Origin of the sequence: Bowmanella pacifica, assembly GCF_014645355.1 — a bacterium.
Lineage (GTDB): Bacteria > Pseudomonadota > Gammaproteobacteria > Enterobacterales > Alteromonadaceae > Bowmanella > Bowmanella pacifica.
Map to the genome: position 1 here is coordinate 331,404 of NZ_BMLS01000002.1, position 17,915 is coordinate 349,318.

A 17,915-nucleotide genomic window follows, 5' to 3' on the forward strand; every position below is an offset into this window, starting at 1 on the left:
ACAAGAAGGACGCGAAGGGATTCACAGCCAAAAATCCTTGTAACTTATTGTTTTTATATGCATTTATATAATCTTGGCGGTAAAAAATAGATTAAACACCCAAAGCGCGGTAGTTAACTGCGCACGCCATATTCGAAGTTACAGGTACCGAACATTAAGTAGCTGCGCATTGGGGTCAGCTGAATAACCTCGGCCTTGCCCAGTTGATCCTGTTCGGTACGCCTTTCCAGCTGCAAATAGTAAGACCAGGTTTTATCCGCTTTGGGTGTCAGCGTCAGATACACGGACTCTTTTAATTCCCATGAGCCTTGATGCCAGTCATCTTCAAAAGGTACTTCTGCAACGGGTTGAATACGAAAAGTGTTATCAGAAAAAAGCTGCAGACTTGGCGCTTTATCACAACCGACACTCTGGTAAAGGAAACTCAGGTTTTCAGGTGCAGTGGGATCGGTGGGATCAACCCCGTCAGGCAGTAAGAACAAGCCCATACTATCTTTGGTATACCAGTGATTGCCTTTAACCAAGGCAGAGATATTGTTGACATACCAGCCCTGCTCAGTCGCCACACCAAGCACGGTATCGAGTTTACTGACATCCCTGAGCATCAGAGAATAAATCAGGGAGGATTGCTGTATATCCCTTGGAAAAGCGAACTGATTCACCTTCACCTGGTACCCTTCAGCTTCCAATGCCTCACTGACATTTTTAATTTGTTCAGGTTGCAGATAGCGCCCGTACAAATGCACATGGGTTTTCGCGCACCCGCTTAACGTCAGTACAAGCAAACCCAGCAGTATTCCTTTCATTATCTCTCCATCTTGGACTTTTAAGAGGCAGAAGGAAACTTACTTTATAAATCATATAGTTGTCTACAGAAGAACGCTACATAAGCATTTGCACAGGCAAATGTTGTTGCACCCAACTAAGTAGCTCTAAGCGATTCCGGCAATGGGTTTTTCTAAACACGCTATATAAATGTGTTTTTACCGTATTCGTGCTGATATGCAGTTTGTTGGCTATTTCTTTGTTCTGTGCGCCACTGGACAGTAGACGCACTATGGTCATTTCTCGCTTGGTCAGGGCATCAAATTCTTCATCCTGGGACTGACGATTCAAGCCAACCTGAGGCGCGCACTTCAGCAAGGTTTGCAGTGCCCTATCCATGGCTTCACGTCGAAACCAGCGCTGTTTATCCAGTAGCAGCCCAATGCCTTTAAGGATCAAATCGGGAGGATCCTGGCGATAAAACACCCCATCAATGCCAGCCAGTAAGGTCAGGGTTTCACAGATTCCTTCCCGGTCGGCATTAAACAGCACAACCCGGTGCGCGATGGCCAGATCAAGCAGATAACCGGGCAACATTTCTCCCCAATACGCATCCTGTACATTAAAGAATAAAAGATCGAACTGACCCGGCTCTTTGATCATGGCCGGATCATAAACCTGATGAATAGTAACGGGACAGGTTTGCAGCAAACGTAAAAAAACGTAGCTTGAGGGACTATCTTGTGCGCTAGGGTTAGGGTGCACGACCTGCAACGAATATGTATCAATATTCATACATCACCTCATCCTTGAGTGATTTTTATAACCTGTTGATTTTATAGTGGTACAGCCATAAAACCTTGTCAAGAAAGCTTGTTAGATAATGTTACCCGCGGCAGAAAAAGGTATGCCACAAGCAAAGTATCACGCTACCACAGGCCGTTAGTTACAGGCTCGAATCCCTTTAAACTAGCGGGCTGGCTGATGTTACTCAGTACATTCAGACTTGACTTACATCATGGCATCCACTGACACTTAGCCCTATGCTATAGCGCACTAAATCAGTAAGGAATACTTATGCAAGTCAAAGACATTATGACCAGCAATTTGCATACCCTGACCCAATCGGCCACGCTCCACGACGCTCATAATATGAGTCGTGAATATGGTATTCGTCATATTCCCATCGTTGACGTGTTAACGGGTAAATATGTGGCCATCGTCACCCAAAAAGCGCTGGTATCAAAAGTCATGAAACTGGCGAATCTCTACGGACAGGACTGTCTTACCGAGCAGGAAAAGTTAGTCCCCATTATGGATGTGGCGATTAAAGACGGTGATACCGTACAGGCCAATCAACCACTGCTAGAGATAGCGGAATACTTTGTTAACTACAAACATGGCTGCCTGCCAGTTGTGGACGAGGAGGGAAAACTGGAAGGCATACTCACCTCTTCAGATTTTGTGAAGCTGGCCATTAAGCTACTGAAACAACCCTGACCATCGGGCTTGTTGTCTGCCTTGGTGATGCTCAGGTTGTGTTGATATTAGTCGTTGATTCACGACACAAAGCCAGATATGTTTAAAAAACCCCAACCTGAGCATCAGCGTTTAACGGTTGCAAGGTCGCAGTATGCAACAAAGTAGTATTGGTGCTTGTATGCATACTGTGAAAAGGACCTTGCACCATGGCGCTCTCCTCGGACGTACTGAACTTACTGGTTGAGAAGCTAACCAACGGACAGGCGCTGGACGGGCAAGCCAGTGACTTTGCCTCTTCACTTGGCCCAGATAACAAACTGCCTATCGCCGCCGACACCTTCCGCCAGTTGCTGCTAACCAGGTGTCCCACCCAAACCAAGCTTCCGCCTAAAGCCACTGTACGCGTCCAGCATCTGAGATTTATTGGCCGGCTCGACCTGGATGGCTTGGCCGGTGAAGCAGGCGACGCCTTCCCTCCCCTGCGCTTTGAGAATTGTCAGTTTGAGCAGGGGCTTTCCCTGGCACAAGCCAACCTAACAGGCCTGAGAATGGATCAATGTATTTTTGGCCATGATCAAGCAACGCAGAAAACACAGCCCCCCATGCTGTGCCTAAATTCATCCAGATTGACAGCCAACCTTAGCCTGGCTGAACTTGTCATCGCGCAGGACAGTAAGCTGCGCCATCTGTGGTTGAAAGCCGATTGCATTGAAGTAGGGGGAAGTGTTTATCTGCGCGATTTAGCGCTCTCCTGCCCACGCACCACGGAAAAACAACGACAGCTAGATGTTCGCCACTATGGATTGGAAATGCGCAATGCCGATATCAAAGGTGACCTCATCTCCCGTTGTGGTCTGCGAGTTTCTGGCGGCATTACCTTACGCAGCACCCTGATAGGTGGAGATATCAGGCTCTTTTCTTCCCATGTTGTCAGCAGGGTCGACGATGCGCTATTTGCTCAAGGATTGAAGATTGACGGTAACCTGATCATTCGTCCCAATCAGCTACCAGATAAAAGTATCGACACGCAAACCAAGGGGAAAAGCCGGTCTGTTGCAGCCCAATCCCCTATGTCCTACTTCGAAGGTGGCATCAACCTTTTCGGCGCGACCATCTGCGGCACACTCGACTTGTCCGGCACTAAAATTGCCGCATCCTCAGAGCGTAGCAAAGAGGCCAGACTCAATCTGCAACGGGCCCAGGTTAATTCAGGGGTGGTTGCCAGTTTAATTCACGGTCACAGGTTTGAGACGGATGGCGCTATTGAGCTGGCATTTGCCAATATCCAAGGTGGTATTCGCATCAGCAGAGCCAATATCGGTAGCACAAAAATGCAAAGCATCGGCGGCGACAATGCCCAGATTGGCAACGGCATTCATTTAAGTAACTGCCGGCTAAAAAAGAGTGTTTTTCTTCGAAACAGCCACATTCAAGGCAGCTTTGAACTACTAAACACCCTGGTTGGAACAGATTTTATTCATCCCAGACTCAGTGAAAAAGGCCAGGGGACTCTCGATCTGGCAGACAGCGTGCTACAAGGCAACCTGATTACCCAGAAAGGACATTATCAACAAACCCAGCTACTGGGCAGTAATGTGGATAGTGCTGGGGGCGGTAAAGTCAAACTCTGTGGCACAAAGATAGCCGGAAAAGTTGAGCTGGTGTTTAAAAAGCAGATAAGAGGATTGGGCATAAAAGCTGAGCCGGTGTACTTCAACCTGGAAAACCTCAAGTGTGACAAATCATTGCTGTTGGAAGCCACGCTCTGCTTTCCTCTGTCCGCCGAAAAAGCAGAGTCAGTTTGTCTCAATGCGCGAGGTCTGGAAGTAAAGAAGAATCTGGTTGTCAGATTGGAAGCACCTGAAAGTGCAACCCTGGATTTAAGCAGATGCAACATAGGTGGAGACCTTGATCTTAAAGATTTAGTCTTCCAGCAAAGAAAAGATAGCCAGGCGCCGAGCGACCATCAGGCGTTATTGGACTTACAGCAAACCCGCATTGAACGTGACCTGAGGGTAGATTTTAAGGACTTCTTTGAGATAGCACGGCAAAAAAAGTCCTTTCATCGCAATATTGATGTGGACGTTACCGGCACCTGGCGTCATAGCCTCAGCTGCTATAAAGGGTTTCAGTATGTAGAAATGCAGATTCGCTGGCAGAATGAAATCTGGTACGGCGCCTATTTAAGCCCCCTCGATGACGATGACAACGCCGTGTTGTTAGACGGCCATTCCTCCTGCTTCCACAGATTAAATGAGGCGGGTAAGCTCTCACTAGAGGATGAAGCCCAAGCGCTGCAATACCTGCGCTTGTTCTGCGCCCATGTATGGGGAGGCACAAGAGGGGTAGATGGCGCTTTTGTGATCACCGACACCCCTGACTGCCTGCCGTGGCTTAAAGCCAGTAAAGCCGCTCAAGATGATATTGAATATGTAAAGGCACGCGTCGCACCACCTCAATCTCTTAACGCCCACGCACTGCAAAATCTTTACTTGGCCATCGCCGAACAAGTCAAACAAGAAGTAGACGAAAAAGACAATCAACTGGATGCCAATATTAACTTGTCGCCCCAGCAACTCAGCGCGCTGCTTCCTATTGCCCAAGAACTAAAGCTGTTGCAGAACATAGTCCCTTTGGGCGACGGACAAACTATCAGTGAAGAACAAAAGCTGGATGAGCTAAGGGTGCTGTGTCAGGCAAGCATAAAAATGATGTGCGAAGAGAAAAAACTCGCCACACGCTTTTTTTTCCGCGCTTACATTCGCCACGTCAACCTGGTGTTTCTGGCCTACTTTGCGGTGAGAAACGATGGCATGGTGAGCATGTTGTCCGATCTGCCCTTGCTGGAATTTAACGATGCGCCAAGTCCGTTAGTAATTAGCCCCCTGCGCCGTCTGGACAACAACTTTACTAGGAAGTCTTACTTTCTAGCCGACGGCAACCTAGGGGAAAGCAGCGAAGATCCTGCACTCACCCAACGAGGTGAAAAACTGCTGCGCAGCGCTGCCAGTAAAACGCCGGAATACGGTTTTCGGGATGTGGTGGTGGATTTACAGGATACCTATGTCTATCGACTGGCTGACAACAACGGCGCATCCTGGGGCAAAGACCTTAAGCTGATAAAGCTTAAAAACTTCCGCTATCTGAGTTTTTATACAGAGCAATTCAACCGCCTGGACGGCGATATCACCTATCGGGTCAAAGCAAGACTTGCCTGGCTTCGCTTGCAATATCCACTGATGGTATCCAGAGGTAACTTATGGTTGCGGCAACTGGAAGTTAAGCTCACGGGCGGCTATGCCAGCTTACTCAGTGATGGTCGTCGCATTGCACTGAGCTCTTTTGAAACACAGCCTCATTCGCAAGCCATCCAGGTATTTAAAAAAGAAGGGGTGGGCCGGTTGGTGAAGCCGCTTATTAATGACAAACGCCGTTGTGCCGGCTGGGTAGCCAGTCACGCCAGCTTCAATAAGACCAGAATTGACTGGCAGCACAGACGGCTACTGAGAATGCTGGCAAACTTTGCCGCGGGCTCCGTCCGTCGCACCATCACCTTAATCTATGGGCTGCTCTCTAGTTACGGGTTAAGCCCCTTTAAGGTCTTTCTTGCCATTGCTTTACTAATCATGCTGGGAGGCCAAATGACCCAGCTTGCCAATGACCGTGGCATACTCATTGCCGACACCCAACCTGTTGCCACCATTAGCCAGAGCAATTTTGATTACGGCTTACTCCAACCTACCCCACGCCAGCAGAAACACTTTTTCTCCAGCAACAATTTGCTCTGCAAAGATCTGATCGAACCCTATCTTTACGCCACAGACACACTCATTCCGCTGGTGGATCTTAACCAGGAGGACCGCTGTGTTGTGCGTCCTATTGGCACAACCTGCGATGATCCTCTGCATTGCACAGACGCTGCATCCCAGCCATTACTGCAAAATCCCAAGGTGTGGCATTGGTTCCGTACTTTGTATTCGTTACTTGGGTGGATCATGGTGTCGCTGTTTATTTTCACCCTGACCAGTACGCTGAGAGCCGAGGATGACCACCAGCAACAGGACTGATTCCGGTATAAAAAAAGCCACCCTAAGGTGGCTTTTGGTCTGTTGATTCGTGCTTAAGAAGACAGCTCGGCTTTCAGCCTTTCGTAACTCACCTTCTCAGATTCCACGTACTTGCCCCATTGCTGGGCCATACGCTTGGCACTGTCAAACTTCTCAGCCTTGGCCAGCTCGTTCAAAGCATCGTTAAAGCGCTGCTTATTAAAGTACGCCATACCCAGTACTAAGTGTGCCATGCCCTGATTACGCAGTCCGCCCTTTTGCAACGCTGCCATAGTGGCATCAATGGCCCTGTCGAACTTTTCCAGGTTGAGGTACATCTGTCCAAGTTGGGCATCCAGTTCACCATCATCGGACAACTTGGCGGCGGCCGTTAATACCGGAATCGCCTTGTCGTCATTTTTGGCCAGCGCCCAGCAATTGGCCGCAAACTTCAGGTTACGCAGATTACGCTCAAGCACACCGTCCTTCATTCCCTGTTCCATCAGTCTGGCACCTTTCACCGGCACCTGATGGTAGTAATAAAGCTGGGCCAGGTTGAAGACATCAGAGCCAGAGGTGATGTACCCCTGCTGATAAGCCGCTTCCAAAATGGCTAACTGCTTTTTCTCTTCCCCTAACTCGCCGTACATACCGGCAAGCTGCACCCAGTATTTGCCGGCATTGTAATGTCTGACCATCTTGACCAGTACATCCCTGACCTTCTCGGGTTGCTTTAGCTCGTAGAAGATAGCGCGCTGCAGCACATACCAGTTTTCTTCTGGTACCTTGCCTTCTTTTTCCACCATATCCACGGCCTGATTAATAAAACGTGAGGCCCGCTCATAATCCTTTAGCTGGTACATGGCCTGGGCTTTAATCAGGTAATTCTTCGCTGGTATCTCGCCCACATTGAGCGCTTCCCAGCGCTCCAGAAACACTAAGGTTTTATCATAGTTACCCTGCATCATGTGCAACTGGGCGAGGCTGAACAAGGTCGACAATTCGAAGGACTCAGGGATAGGCTGTTGCTCTACCACTTGTTCGAAGGCCTCAATGGCCTTGTCATACTGTTCCGCGTTGTAATGAATAAAACCATAGAAATTGTACATCATGGCCAGCTCATAGCTGTTCATGGAGCTGGACTTGCTCTTGACGTTATCCAGCGCTTCCAGGGCTTCGGTTATCTTATCTTCATCGGCCAGGGTCTGGGCGCGAGCCAACTGTTCATACACTTTGGCACGCAATGCAGGGGTGCGACGGGTTTTGCGCTCGCCCTGCTTATCCTGCGCCTGCGCCATACCTTGTGGGCTAACGCTGGGCAGCACATAGACGGTCGAGGTCAGCAGCGCCAGGGCCACCAGTTGGCTGATTGTTTTCTTTGCAAACATAGCTCTCACCTTAACCGTCAATCTGGAAGGTAATACGGTTTTGTACGCCGGCAACTTCGCTGGCTTCACCGTTCACCACCCGTGGCTTGTACTTGAACTTCATCGCGGCATCCATGGCAGCCTGTTCAAAGATGCCTTCCGGGTTGGCTTCCACCACCACAGGATCTCTGACCGTACCGGCCTTAGTTACCGTGAACTCTACGATCACGTAGCCCTCAATGCCTCGCTGCAGTGCCCGTCTGGGATAGACAGGTGCCACCTTAACAATAGGCAGGTATTCACCATCACCACCTTCCAGGGCCAAGCCGCCGGATAGCGCCATATCCGAGCCAATATCGGCCGAGAAGTCCATGCCACCGCTGCCTTCGGCATTGGGGGTGGGTGAGTCCATCTGCGGCTGCTGCATCTGTGGCGGCGGCTCTTCCGGCTTAGGTGGCTTCTTGGGTTTACGGTCTTTTTTCTCGACCTGCTCTTCCTGCTTTACCCGCACAAAATCCAGTACTGAACCTACGGGAGGATCGGTCAGTGCACTGCCACCGCTTTTAATCAGCGATTGCATCAAAAAGAACAAACTCAGGGTGACGATTGCCGAGAGCATCAGGGCAATCATCAGTCTGCCGAACATCGAGCTGTTGCCCGGCACGGTAATAGTTGCATTAGCCATGCATCACTCCTGACTGAGAGTTAACGGCTTGCCGGTGAATCTGCACGGCGAGTTACTCCTGGGCCGCAATAGACACATCGAATACGCCGGCGGATCTGGACGCATCCATCACCTTGATCAGAGTCTCGGTGGTGGCCTTTTTATCTGCCTGGATCACCACGCTGCCCTGTGGGTTCTCTGCATAGAGACGCTCAATATTGGCCTGCACCGCGCGCTCGTCGATACGACGTTTATTGATCCAGATTTCATTCTTATCGCTAATAGCAATCAGGATGTTGGCGCGGTCTTTCTTCACTGCAGTCGCCGCTTCCGGACGGTTAACGTCGATACCGGCTTCTTTAACGAAGGAGGCAGTCACAATGAAGAAGATCAACATGATAAAAACCACGTCCAGCATCGGGGTCAGGTCGATGGTGGCTTCTTCTTCGTCTACCAGATTCTGAAAATGCTGTTTCATAGGATTCTCTTAAAATATCTGTGCTGGGCAGGCAGTCATCAGGCTTGCTGACGACTGGCTGCAACTGGCTCATGATCTAAGGTCATGGCGTCTTCAATATGCATTTTTTCGGTCTTGCTGATGCGGGTTAACCAGGTGGAGGCAAATACCCCTGACAGCGCGCCGACCATGCCGGCCATAGTCGGGATAGTCGCCTTGGACACCCCGGATGCCATAGAGCGGGCATTACCCGAACCGGAAATCGCCATCACGTCAAACACCTCAATCATGCCGGTTACCGTTCCCATCAGGCCTAGCAGTGGACAGAGTGCCACCAGCGCCTGAATGACCGGAATTGAACCTTTCAGTTTCAGGCTGACCCGGGAAATCATCGCCTGGCGAATCTGCTCAGCAAACCAGGATGAACGGTCACTTCTGGCTTCCCATGCCGCAATGGTTTGGTTCTTGAACTGCTTGTGCCAGATAAATACATACAGGGCACGTTCAAGAATCAGCAACCACATGATGAAAATCAGCAGACCAATGACCAGCAGGACCTGGCCACCCGTCTCGGTAAAATCACGTATTGCTTCGAATATCTCGAACATAGCGATTAGCTCCGTTCAGCGCGTTCTGCAATCACACCTGAGGCTTGTTCCTGAAGAATGAACACGATGTTCTTACTGCGAGTATTGAGCATCGCGTACAGCAGTGTCATCGGGATAGCCACCACCAGACCCAGTACAGTTGTCATCAGGGCAGTTGAGATACCACCGGCCATCAGTTTAGGGTCACCGGTACCAAACAGGGTAATAGCCTGGAAGGTGTTGATCATACCGGTTACCGTACCCAAAAGGCCCATCAGCGGCGCCACCACAGAGATGATCTTAATCATGGTCAGGTTACGGCCCAGCTTAGGCACTTCACCCAGAATGGCTTCGGTCAGTTTCAGCTCCAGGGTTTCGGTATCCACGTTAGGGAACTCTTCACGTACGTGCAGAATACGACCCAGTGGATTGTCTTTGCTTGGCTGTTGGTTCTTCAACTGACGGTCAACCTTAGCTTTAATCAGAGTCAGGCTAATCAGACGCTCCAGTGCCAGCAACAGACCTACCGCACCGACGGCCAGAATGATGTAACCCACCAGACCACCTTGCTCGATACGCTCCTGGAAGTTAGGCGCTTGTACCAGCAGACCCAGGATAGAACCACCGGTAGGGTCCAGACCAAATTCCACCAGCTCACCGTTGGAGGCTTGCAGATTGGCCGCACTTTCGCCGTAACGGGCCGCTGGCTGACGAATCAGTTCAGCAACAGTGCCGGTAGAAGGATTCAGGTCCAGGTATTTACCGTCGGCCACCAGGGCGAAGGCGCCAACGCGAACCACTTCTTTATTGACCTTGTTACCACCGGCTTCTACCACATCAGTAGTGAACTTGGTGACTTTGCCGGACTCGGTCATCTCGCGCTGAATTTCAAACCATACGCGCTCGATTTCATCGATAGAGGCCAGCTTAGAGCTTGCGCCCATGGATTGGGCCAGGCCATCCAAGAACTCGGCACGGCCAGGGATCTGGGCAGACACCACAGAGTTCTGGAATTTGCCTTTGGTATCACCAGACACCTGCTGCAACACACCAAACAACTCTTTAAGTGAGCCCAGACGGGTGGTCAAAGCTTCGTTCAGGTCGGCCAGTTTGAATTCATTTTCCTGGAACTGACGCTCCAGGCTTTCACTGGTTTGCAGCTCGTTATTGCGCTTATTGGTGGCGTCTTTGAGCATTTGATCCTGCTCGGCAACCTTGGCAGCAAATTCTTTTTCACGACGCTGGTTATCTTTATTCTGGGCAATCTGACCCTGTTCTAACTGTTTCAGCAGTTGATCCAGATCCAGGGCTTTGTCACTTGTGCTCTGTGCCATAGCGCCAGTGGCGACTAAGGAGGCAAACAGACCAGTGGTCAGTACTTTAACGATGGATTTCATGGTTTCTACTCTCTTAGTCGGTCAGGGCTACTGGCAGGGACAGCAAATCAGGAGCAAGTTGCTTTTTAGCCATACGCAGGCCTTTGGTCACCTGAGTACGGTAGCTGGAAGGCAACGCTTCCCACTGACGGGTTTGCTTGTTCCAGATCCCTTGCTGACTGGCATCACGGGTTTGGTAAATCAGTGCGGTACGGCCAACGCGCAGGAAGTCCACATCACGTTCCTGACCATCAACCGTTTGCAAGCCGCTGTAAGCTTCCAACGTGCGACCGTAGTCCATCTCAATCTGGTAGGCTTCCATCACACGACGGAATTTTTCAGAAGGCGCGACATCAGCACGCTCCATTAAACCGGCTAAATCGGCCAGGCGCTTGCTACGCTCTTCAGGCAGAAAAGGCACATCCAGTTCAACGAACTGCTTAAGGCCTTCAATCATGCGCAACATCAAGGGGGTGATCTGACGCTCAATCACGCTCACTTCATCAATGGCTTTATTCAGGTCGGCGACTTCTTGCAGCTGATTGTCGATCTGCTTACGCAACTGCGCGTTGTATACCGTCAAGCCATCGATTTCCTTGTTGATGGTCTTGAACTGCTGCAGTTTGTTATCGATCTGGTCCGTCATTTTGTCGATCTTCTGCTGTGAACCAGCGGCGGATGCATTGATCTTGCCGGCCTCTTTCACAACAGGTTCAAGATACTTGTCTTGCTGCGCCATAGACGGGGCGGTGACTGCCAAGGTCGTGGCAAGCACGGTCAGCGGAAGTAGTTTCAAAAGCCTCATACTGTCAAACCCTAATTAAACACGATCAGCGGGATACTGACCTTTTGGAATTCGCGCACAGGATAGGGGTTGTCCGTGACAGTTTTATTACAAATTGAAGACTATGGCGTGATTCATAATCCACTTGTAGCAACTGTTTCGGCCCACTGTCCCAGATAAAAAGAAAGGGCCGCTGTGCGGCCCTTGAGGTTATTTAAAAGTCGTATTTGTAACTGAGCTGGAAGGTGGTTCCTACGCTACGGCTGCGCACCGTAACGCCATCCTGAGTCACTTCCTGATCTTCACCCAGCAAGTTACGCACGCGCAGCTTGATGGTGCTATTGAAGTCCATGTAGTAGGAATACACCATGTCCAGTGAATGGAACGGCTGTTCGTAAGCATCCTGGCGACCATCGATACCCGAAGCCAGAATACGTTCACCAAACACGTTGTATACCAATGAGGCACTGTGTTCGCCATTAGCGGAGTCGTAGCCTAATTGGAAGTTCGCCACGTACTTGGAATGACCGTTCATACGCTTAGTGGTATTGGTTAAGCTGCCGGCATCCGAGGCCTCGATATCCACTTCAGAATCACTCAGCGTGATGTTACCTGAGGTGAAGAAACCATCTGCGGCCCAGCCCAGGTCATACAACCACTCGGCTTCTATACCGTAAAGTTCAGCCTGTGAACCGTTGGTAAAGCTGGCGGTATAGGTGGAGTCACCGACACGCAATACGGTTTCAATGGGGTTGGTAATGTCTTTGTAGAACAAGGACAGCGCCAGGTTGTTACCCATCTCGCCATACAGTTCATAACGCAAGTCGTAGTTTTTCAGGTTACTGGACACTAACTGCGTGTTACCCGTGGTACGGATATCGGTGAGCGGGTCGAAATAGCCCACCGGTACCACTTCACGCAGATCCGGACGCACTACTGTCTCACCATAGCCCATACGCACTTGGTAGCTGTCGCCGCCAATGTAGGTCAGACTTAATGATGGGAAGAAGTCATCGGTATTGATGGTACGTGCCTTGATGTTGTCTTCGTTGAAGAACACATCCTGATCTTCAGCATTGAAGATCAGACTGGAGGTCTCCAAGGCCACCTGCTTAAACTCTTCGTAGCGCAAACCGCCACTGAAGCGCCAGGTGTTATCGAAAATGACATCGAAGGCACCGTAACCGGCATCAATCTTCTGCGCGGCCAGGTAGTCATCCGCTTCCGGCGCATCGGGTTCGTTGAAGGCAACAAACAGATTCTGGTCAGCAATAAAGGCATCACTCAGATAAGACGGCAGATTCAGCAAATCTGATTCCTTATCTGTGATACCAATAGAACTACCGCTGTTATTCACAAAGAAGCTGGACGTGGTGTAGTAACGGGCACGGTCAACGAAGTCCCAACCACCTTTCAATTCCACTTCGAAACGGCCCAGGGTGAAAGGCAGTGTTAGGTTACCGCCCCAGTTTTTCATATGATCGTCCATCGCGACGTAGTCATACTCAACCTGACCGTTACCGCCGTTCACTTCTGTATTCAGGTACTTACCGTTGCCGTCATACTTGTTGCTGAAGTTAAAGGTGGCTTGCAGCGGAATATCGGTTTCGGCTTCCGATTGGGTGTAATGCCAGTCAACACCGACGCCCCACCAATCCAGGAAGGTATGCTGACCGCGGAACTGATCCACATCCAGTGAACGCTCTTCATAGGTAAAGCTTTGCGAATAATCGGCAATCCCATCAGCAGCAATGGTCTGGTTCTGAGACGGGTTTTGCGCGATAGCAATTTCTGACTCATCCTCATTGTCTTCAATCAGGATCTTGGTGTAACTCAGGCTATGAGTCTTCCAGCGGTATCCGAGGGTGAATAAGCCATTCAGACGCTCATTTTCACTGGTGACCTGCGAGTCCACCATACTGTCAAAACAGCTGTTGGTAACGTCATCAGCGGTTTGCATAGACTCGGAACAGTTTTCCGGCAAACTGGCACTGACCACCGCGTTACGACGGTCTTTGTAATTCCATTTATTGTCGTACGCCAACGAGGCTAAAAAGCCGATGGTGCCGCCCAGCCATTCTTCTTCGAAGCTGTTACCTATGTAAGCTTGCGCCGAATAGTTGGGATCAAGGGACTCATCTTTAAGTGCCATATCCCTTGGCAAAGATTGCAGTAATCCGTCATTGATGGCAATTGCTTGCTGTGCAGCAGTGCCATTCTCGTTGTTGTACAAACCATCACGCTGAATGATGTTACGCAGCGAGAAGTCACCGCGGTAATGTACTATGGCATCACGCAATGCTGTGGGTGTGCCGCTGTCATTACGGTTGTACGTAAAACCGTCGGAACTATTCGAGTCGGCTTCCACACCTAGCTGGATCCCGGCGACAAATTCACTGGGAATAGACTTAGTGCGAATATCCACGTTACCACCACCGAAGGCAGCCGGCATATTGGGTGAATAGGCTTTTTGTACCGACAGGCTTTCAATTACGCTGGAAGGAAAAATATCCAGCGGGATAACGTTCCGGGTTAAGTCTGGACTGGGGATGCTAGCGCCGTTTAAACGAGCACTGGAGTAACGTTCCCCCAAACCACGAACGTAGATGAATTTACCGTCCACCAGGGTTAGACCGGTTACCCGGCGAAGGGCCGAGGCGGCGTCGCTGTCACCAGTACGGGAAATCTGTTCCGCACCTAGGATATCTGCAACAAACGCCTGGTTCTTACGTTCTTCGATTACCGCTGTGGCAGTACCTTGCAAACGTGTCCCAGTGGCAACCACTTCTTCAATCGCGTTGTCTTCCTGAGATTGGGCCAGTACCGACCCCGTCAACAAGCAAGCACCGACGGCTATTGAAAGTTTATTCACTCTGAATCGAGTCATCATCATTCATTCCCACACTTAATCGACAAATAGGCGCTACCAGGGCGCCTATCTGTCTCGATACAAAATGCTTATTCGTCGTTTGCGTTATCAAACGCGGCTTTCGCCCACTTGTACCAATCTGAGGAAGTGTCGGATGCGCTAACCGCACCGATAAAGTTAGTGGCTTCGAAGAAGCTGTCTACGCTGGTCATATCGGTAGGCGTTACCGTTACTTCAGCAGCGGTTGAGAAGCCGTTGTTAGCCAGCACAGTGTCTGAACCGTTAACCACTTCACTTGCACCGTCTTTGGTGAACCACTCAGTCACTGTTGTAGTACCGCTTGCAGTAGTCACAGTCTCTTTGCCGGAGGCAGATAAGGCTGCACAAGCTGCAATAGACGACTTGATAGAAGTACGGTCAGTCACCAACTCATCTGCTACATCACCGGAGTAGTTAACACACCAGGTCTGAGTCGCGGCTTCTTTCTTCAGTACCATGTTGTAGAAAGTAGCATTAAGGAAATCATCCAGCTTCATGGCAATGGATGGGTCACCATCACGGGCAGACAGCTCGTCTGTGGTGATAACAGTCACGTTAGCAATATGTGGAGCAGAGGCTGGCGCTTGAGCCGTAGTCGAACCTTTACGACCATCTGCTTCAAAACCACCGTTACCCATGTGCAGGGTTTCACCGCTGGCATTCTTCACTGAGCCGTGCTTGATCAGTACAAACTGCGCATTACCTTGCCAACCGGCATCGATATCCAGGCTGTCATCCTGAGTATCAGTAATAACGATGTGCTTCAGGTTTACCGCACCACCGAACAATTCGATACCGTCGTCGTAACCGGCGTAGACATCGATATAGTCGATTTCAGTGCCAGAACCGACAGAGTTCAGGAACAGTGAGTTCAGGTCGTTACCTACTTCAGCACCTGCTGGCAGACCACCTGCATAATGGATCTTAACGAACTTCAGTGAGCCACTGTCGTCTTGGTTGTTGTTACCGCCGTAGTAAGACACCGCACCCTCACTCTCAGCGTTACAGCTACCTGCACCACGCTCAGCATCAGAACACTGGTCAGTGATACCAAAACCGTTAATGATCACGCCACCCCAGTCTTGTGGAGAAGGACCGGCGCCTACAGAATCAAGGGCAGGTACCGCATTGGCAGAGGTAAAGGTAATTGGCTCAGCCAGACTACCTACCGCTTCGATGTTGGCGCCACGGTTAATTTGTACGCGAGAGGCCGGGTTATCGAATACTACGGTAGCGCCAGCATCAACCGTCAGAGTTGGACCGTCCATCTCAACAGTACAGCCCTGAGTGGTGTTACAGTCCTGACCAACAGCCAATGAACTTTTGAAATAGTGCGTCAAGTCACCAGCCAGTGTCACGTCGGTGGTCAAAGGCTTAGCCGCACTTACGAAGGTAGTGGAGTAAGTACAGATTTTACTGCTGCTATCGTAGGTGCCTTGCACGGTATCGCCGCTAGCTTCATAGGAAGCACAAGGGTTCTCATCACCGCCATTATCGCCACCGTTGTCACCACCAGTTGATGGTGGATTATTTACAGTGCTGTTGTCGTTAACGGTTGGGGTGATATTGATATCTCCGCCACAGCCAGCCAATACCAGGGCTACAGCAACGGCAGATACCTTAAACATGGTTTTGAGTTCCATTGAGCTCTCCGAAATTTTGAGAATATGGGTTAACAAATCGGAGGCAAGGTTAACCGGGCTGAGTGACACTTTTGTTACAACACCACACTGTCACAAAAGTTTCATGGAACTTTTTAATCGCCCAAAGAATGGGCTATTTTGTTATTTTTCAAGCAACTGCGGAACATATCCGGGCAATAAGCCGCTCCCTGATGCTGGTAACGGCTTGAACTGCACCGGTTTTATAACTACGCCGACTATTTAGCCCGTCTGACAGGCTAAGCGCAGCGCAGATCCTCCCTGTGATAACTTGCGGCGGTGGACATCTGTGTGACGCGCCTGTTTTAATGCCCTGCCCCACCAATTAAGTTGCTCCAGCATTTTTATCAAGGTCCGACGCGGACGTTCCTGCTCACGCAACGTGCCCTGTGCATCAAACTGCTCCCAGGCGTTAATAAAACTCACCGAGTCGCGCACGCTGGCACTTTGCAATTCAACGAATATCTGTCGCAGTTGCTCAACCGCCCGCAGACCACCGGATATGCCGCCATAGCTGACAAAGCCTACCGGCTTGGTATGCCATTCGGTATTCACTGCATCAATAAGCTGTTTCAAGGGTGCAGGAAAACTATGATTGTATTCCGGCGTAACCACAATAAAGGCATCAGCAGCCCCAAGCTCAGTGCGAATGCCTTTCATCACCAGCTCAAAAAAGTCATCCGTCTGCCCTTCCAGATCTTTGGGGTCGATAAGGCTTAGGGCAAACTCGTTGAAGGTCGCCAGCTCCGCCATCAGCCACTGGGTCACACTTTCACACAGGCGCCCTTCACGGGTACTTCCCATAATCACAGCAATATTTAACTTTTCAGACATACCACTCTCCTTGAGTTGCTATATAAATGACGCTTTCGCAAAACTCGGACTACAGCTCTTAATCACAGGTTTACTTCACGAACGATGTCACCTAGGCTAAAACCTCAAGCAAGGTTAAGGTCAAGCAATGAATGAAAAAATAATGCACGCCACATCAACACCCTGTGGCAAGCACACAACACTCAGTGTTGGACAGGTCGCCAAACGCAGCGGTATTGCGGTATCGGCTGTACATTTTTATGAGCAAAAAGGCCTGATTCAAAGTCGTCGCAATGCAGGTAATCAGCGCCGTTATCACAGAGATGTACTAAGACGCATCGCCGTTATCAAAACCGCTCAGCAAGTTGGGGTACCTTTGGCAGAGATCGCTCACGCCCTGTCGTCACTACCCGACAACAAAGCGCCGACTATAGATGACTGGGGCAGGATGTCTAAGGTCTGGCTGGACGATCTCAACCACAGAATCAACACGCTCATCGCCTTGCGCGATAACCTCAATAATTGCATTGGCTGCGGCTGCCTGTCACTGCAGCATTGTTGGCTTAGGAATCCCGGCGACGCCCTTTCAAAACAGGGCTCAGGGGCCAGATTGATAGATTCTTAGCAAGCCTGACCTGCCACCAAACCGGTCTTTTTTACCCGCTATTTTTTAGCCTTCTGCAACGACAAGAAGCCTCTGATTATGTATTTATTGGCTCGATGATTTACACACTGGCACAGTTTTGGCATTGGTCATATTGCGACTCATTGGCTGGCAAGCAAAAGGAGCGTCAGCCATAACAACGGAGGCTTTATGTTAGGCTGGGCGTTAACTTTTTTGATTATCGCAATTATCGCTGCACTGTTGGGCTTCGGCGGTATAGCCGGCGCGGCAACAGGTATCGCGAAAATCATTTTTTTCGTATTTATCGTCTTAATGTTGATATCGCTGCTGGCCAATGCATTAAGAGGTAAGAGACCCAAACTGTAATTTCGGCTTAATTA

15 protein-coding genes are annotated in these 17,915 nt (G+C 50.0%); 4 read left to right on the top strand and 11 right to left on the bottom strand.

Going from position 1 to position 17,915, the window contains the following annotated elements:
• Window positions 1–113: 113 nt before the first annotated feature.
• Together IEX02_RS07615 and IEX02_RS07620 are read right to left on the bottom strand one after the other, a co-directional pair.
• Window positions 114–806, bottom strand: coding sequence for a hypothetical protein (locus IEX02_RS07615; RefSeq protein ID WP_188692676.1), 693 nt, complete (start codon window positions 804–806; stop codon window positions 114–116).
• Window positions 807–882: 76 nt separating this feature from the next.
• Window positions 883–1,560 carry a helix-turn-helix transcriptional regulator gene (locus tag IEX02_RS07620; RefSeq protein WP_188692679.1) on the bottom strand — a complete coding sequence of 226 codons (678 nt, stop codon included), beginning with the start codon at window positions 1,558–1,560 and terminating at the stop codon, window positions 883–885.
• A 282-nt stretch (window positions 1,561–1,842) separates the two neighbouring features.
• Here IEX02_RS07620 and IEX02_RS07625 point away from each other — a divergent pair, with 282 nt between their 5' ends.
• Both IEX02_RS07625 and IEX02_RS07630 read left to right on the top strand, forming a co-directional pair.
• Entirely contained in the window at window positions 1,843–2,265 is a 423-nt protein-coding gene (locus IEX02_RS07625; RefSeq protein ID WP_188692692.1) for a CBS domain-containing protein, read from the top strand.
• Window positions 2,266–2,453: 188 nt separating this feature from the next.
• Complete coding sequence (locus IEX02_RS07630) at window positions 2,454–6,314, top strand: hypothetical protein (RefSeq protein ID WP_188692695.1); 3,861 nt, start codon at window positions 2,454–2,456, stop codon at window positions 6,312–6,314.
• 53 nt (window positions 6,315–6,367) lie between these two features.
• Here the strand turns inward: IEX02_RS07630 and IEX02_RS07635 are convergent, their stop codons facing one another.
• The 9 genes from IEX02_RS07635 to IEX02_RS07675 form a co-directional block, all read right to left on the bottom strand.
• Window positions 6,368–7,681 (bottom strand): CDC27 family protein, encoded by a 1,314-nt coding sequence (locus IEX02_RS07635; RefSeq protein ID WP_188692698.1) that lies wholly within the window; start codon window positions 7,679–7,681, stop codon window positions 6,368–6,370.
• A 10-nt stretch (window positions 7,682–7,691) separates the two neighbouring features.
• Window positions 7,692–8,291 carry an energy transducer TonB gene (locus IEX02_RS07640; protein ID WP_373284978.1) on the bottom strand — a complete coding sequence of 200 codons (600 nt, stop codon included), beginning with the start codon at window positions 8,289–8,291 and terminating at the stop codon, window positions 7,692–7,694.
• Between the two features lie 106 nt (window positions 8,292–8,397).
• Window positions 8,398–8,802 (bottom strand): ExbD/TolR family protein, encoded by a 405-nt coding sequence (locus IEX02_RS07645; RefSeq protein ID WP_188692701.1) that lies wholly within the window; start codon window positions 8,800–8,802, stop codon window positions 8,398–8,400.
• A 38-nt stretch (window positions 8,803–8,840) separates the two neighbouring features.
• The gene (locus IEX02_RS07650; protein ID WP_188692704.1) at window positions 8,841–9,389 is read right to left on the bottom strand and encodes a MotA/TolQ/ExbB proton channel family protein; all 549 of its coding nucleotides are present in this window, start codon (window positions 9,387–9,389) and stop codon (window positions 8,841–8,843) included.
• 5 nt (window positions 9,390–9,394) lie between these two features.
• Entirely contained in the window at window positions 9,395–10,765 is a 1,371-nt protein-coding gene (locus tag IEX02_RS07655; RefSeq protein ID WP_188692706.1) for a MotA/TolQ/ExbB proton channel family protein, read from the bottom strand.
• A 13-nt stretch (window positions 10,766–10,778) separates the two neighbouring features.
• Complete coding sequence (locus IEX02_RS07660; RefSeq protein WP_188692708.1) at window positions 10,779–11,549, bottom strand: DUF3450 domain-containing protein; 771 nt, start codon at window positions 11,547–11,549, stop codon at window positions 10,779–10,781.
• A 193-nt stretch (window positions 11,550–11,742) separates the two neighbouring features.
• On the bottom strand, window positions 11,743–14,418 hold the full coding sequence (locus IEX02_RS07665) for a TonB-dependent receptor plug domain-containing protein (protein WP_188694066.1): 2,676 nt from the start codon (window positions 14,416–14,418) through the stop codon (window positions 11,743–11,745).
• Between the two features lie 68 nt (window positions 14,419–14,486).
• On the bottom strand, window positions 14,487–16,079 hold the full coding sequence (locus IEX02_RS07670; protein ID WP_188692711.1) for a beta-helix domain-containing protein: 1,593 nt from the start codon (window positions 16,077–16,079) through the stop codon (window positions 14,487–14,489).
• 240 nt (window positions 16,080–16,319) lie between these two features.
• Window positions 16,320–16,931, bottom strand: a complete 612-nt coding sequence (locus IEX02_RS07675; RefSeq protein ID WP_188692712.1) for an NADPH-dependent FMN reductase — start codon at window positions 16,929–16,931, stop codon at window positions 16,320–16,322.
• 127 nt (window positions 16,932–17,058) lie between these two features.
• On the opposite strand from IEX02_RS07675, the gene soxR reads away from it, so the two are divergent.
• Window positions 17,059–17,535 (top strand): redox-sensitive transcriptional activator SoxR, encoded by a 477-nt coding sequence (gene soxR, locus IEX02_RS07680; protein WP_229702142.1) that lies wholly within the window; start codon window positions 17,059–17,061, stop codon window positions 17,533–17,535.
• 189 nt (window positions 17,536–17,724) lie between these two features.
• Window positions 17,725–17,901, top strand: a complete 177-nt coding sequence (locus IEX02_RS07685) for a DUF1328 domain-containing protein (protein WP_188692715.1) — start codon at window positions 17,725–17,727, stop codon at window positions 17,899–17,901.
• Window positions 17,902–17,915: the final 14 nt, after the last annotated feature.

What these genes read in the sequence shown, in the direction of transcription:
- IEX02_RS07615 (WP_188692676.1), bottom strand. Translation starts at nt 806, where the DNA reads ATGAAAGGAATACTGCTGGGTTTGCTTGTACTGACGTTAAGCGGGTGC.
- IEX02_RS07620 (WP_188692679.1), bottom strand. Translation starts at nt 1,560, where the DNA reads ATGAATATTGATACATATTCGTTGCAGGTCGTGCACCCTAACCCTAGC.
- IEX02_RS07625 (WP_188692692.1), top strand. Translation starts at nt 1,843, where the DNA reads ATGCAAGTCAAAGACATTATGACCAGCAATTTGCATACCCTGACCCAA.
- IEX02_RS07630 (WP_188692695.1), top strand. Translation starts at nt 2,454, where the DNA reads ATGGCGCTCTCCTCGGACGTACTGAACTTACTGGTTGAGAAGCTAACC.
- IEX02_RS07635 (WP_188692698.1), bottom strand. Translation starts at nt 7,681, where the DNA reads ATGTTTGCAAAGAAAACAATCAGCCAACTGGTGGCCCTGGCGCTGCTG.
- IEX02_RS07640 (WP_373284978.1), bottom strand. Translation starts at nt 8,291, where the DNA reads ATGATTGCCCTGATGCTCTCGGCAATCGTCACCCTGAGTTTGTTCTTT.
- IEX02_RS07645 (WP_188692701.1), bottom strand. Translation starts at nt 8,802, where the DNA reads ATGAAACAGCATTTTCAGAATCTGGTAGACGAAGAAGAAGCCACCATC.
- IEX02_RS07650 (WP_188692704.1), bottom strand. Translation starts at nt 9,389, where the DNA reads ATGTTCGAGATATTCGAAGCAATACGTGATTTTACCGAGACGGGTGGC.
- IEX02_RS07655 (WP_188692706.1), bottom strand. Translation starts at nt 10,765, where the DNA reads ATGAAATCCATCGTTAAAGTACTGACCACTGGTCTGTTTGCCTCCTTA.
- IEX02_RS07660 (WP_188692708.1), bottom strand. Translation starts at nt 11,549, where the DNA reads ATGAGGCTTTTGAAACTACTTCCGCTGACCGTGCTTGCCACGACCTTG.
- IEX02_RS07665 (WP_188694066.1), bottom strand. Translation starts at nt 14,418, where the DNA reads ATGATGACTCGATTCAGAGTGAATAAACTTTCAATAGCCGTCGGTGCT.
- IEX02_RS07670 (WP_188692711.1), bottom strand. Translation starts at nt 16,079, where the DNA reads ATGGAACTCAAAACCATGTTTAAGGTATCTGCCGTTGCTGTAGCCCTG.
- IEX02_RS07675 (WP_188692712.1), bottom strand. Translation starts at nt 16,931, where the DNA reads ATGTCTGAAAAGTTAAATATTGCTGTGATTATGGGAAGTACCCGTGAA.
- soxR (WP_229702142.1), top strand. Translation starts at nt 17,059, where the DNA reads ATGAATGAAAAAATAATGCACGCCACATCAACACCCTGTGGCAAGCAC.
- IEX02_RS07685 (WP_188692715.1), top strand. Translation starts at nt 17,725, where the DNA reads ATGTTAGGCTGGGCGTTAACTTTTTTGATTATCGCAATTATCGCTGCA.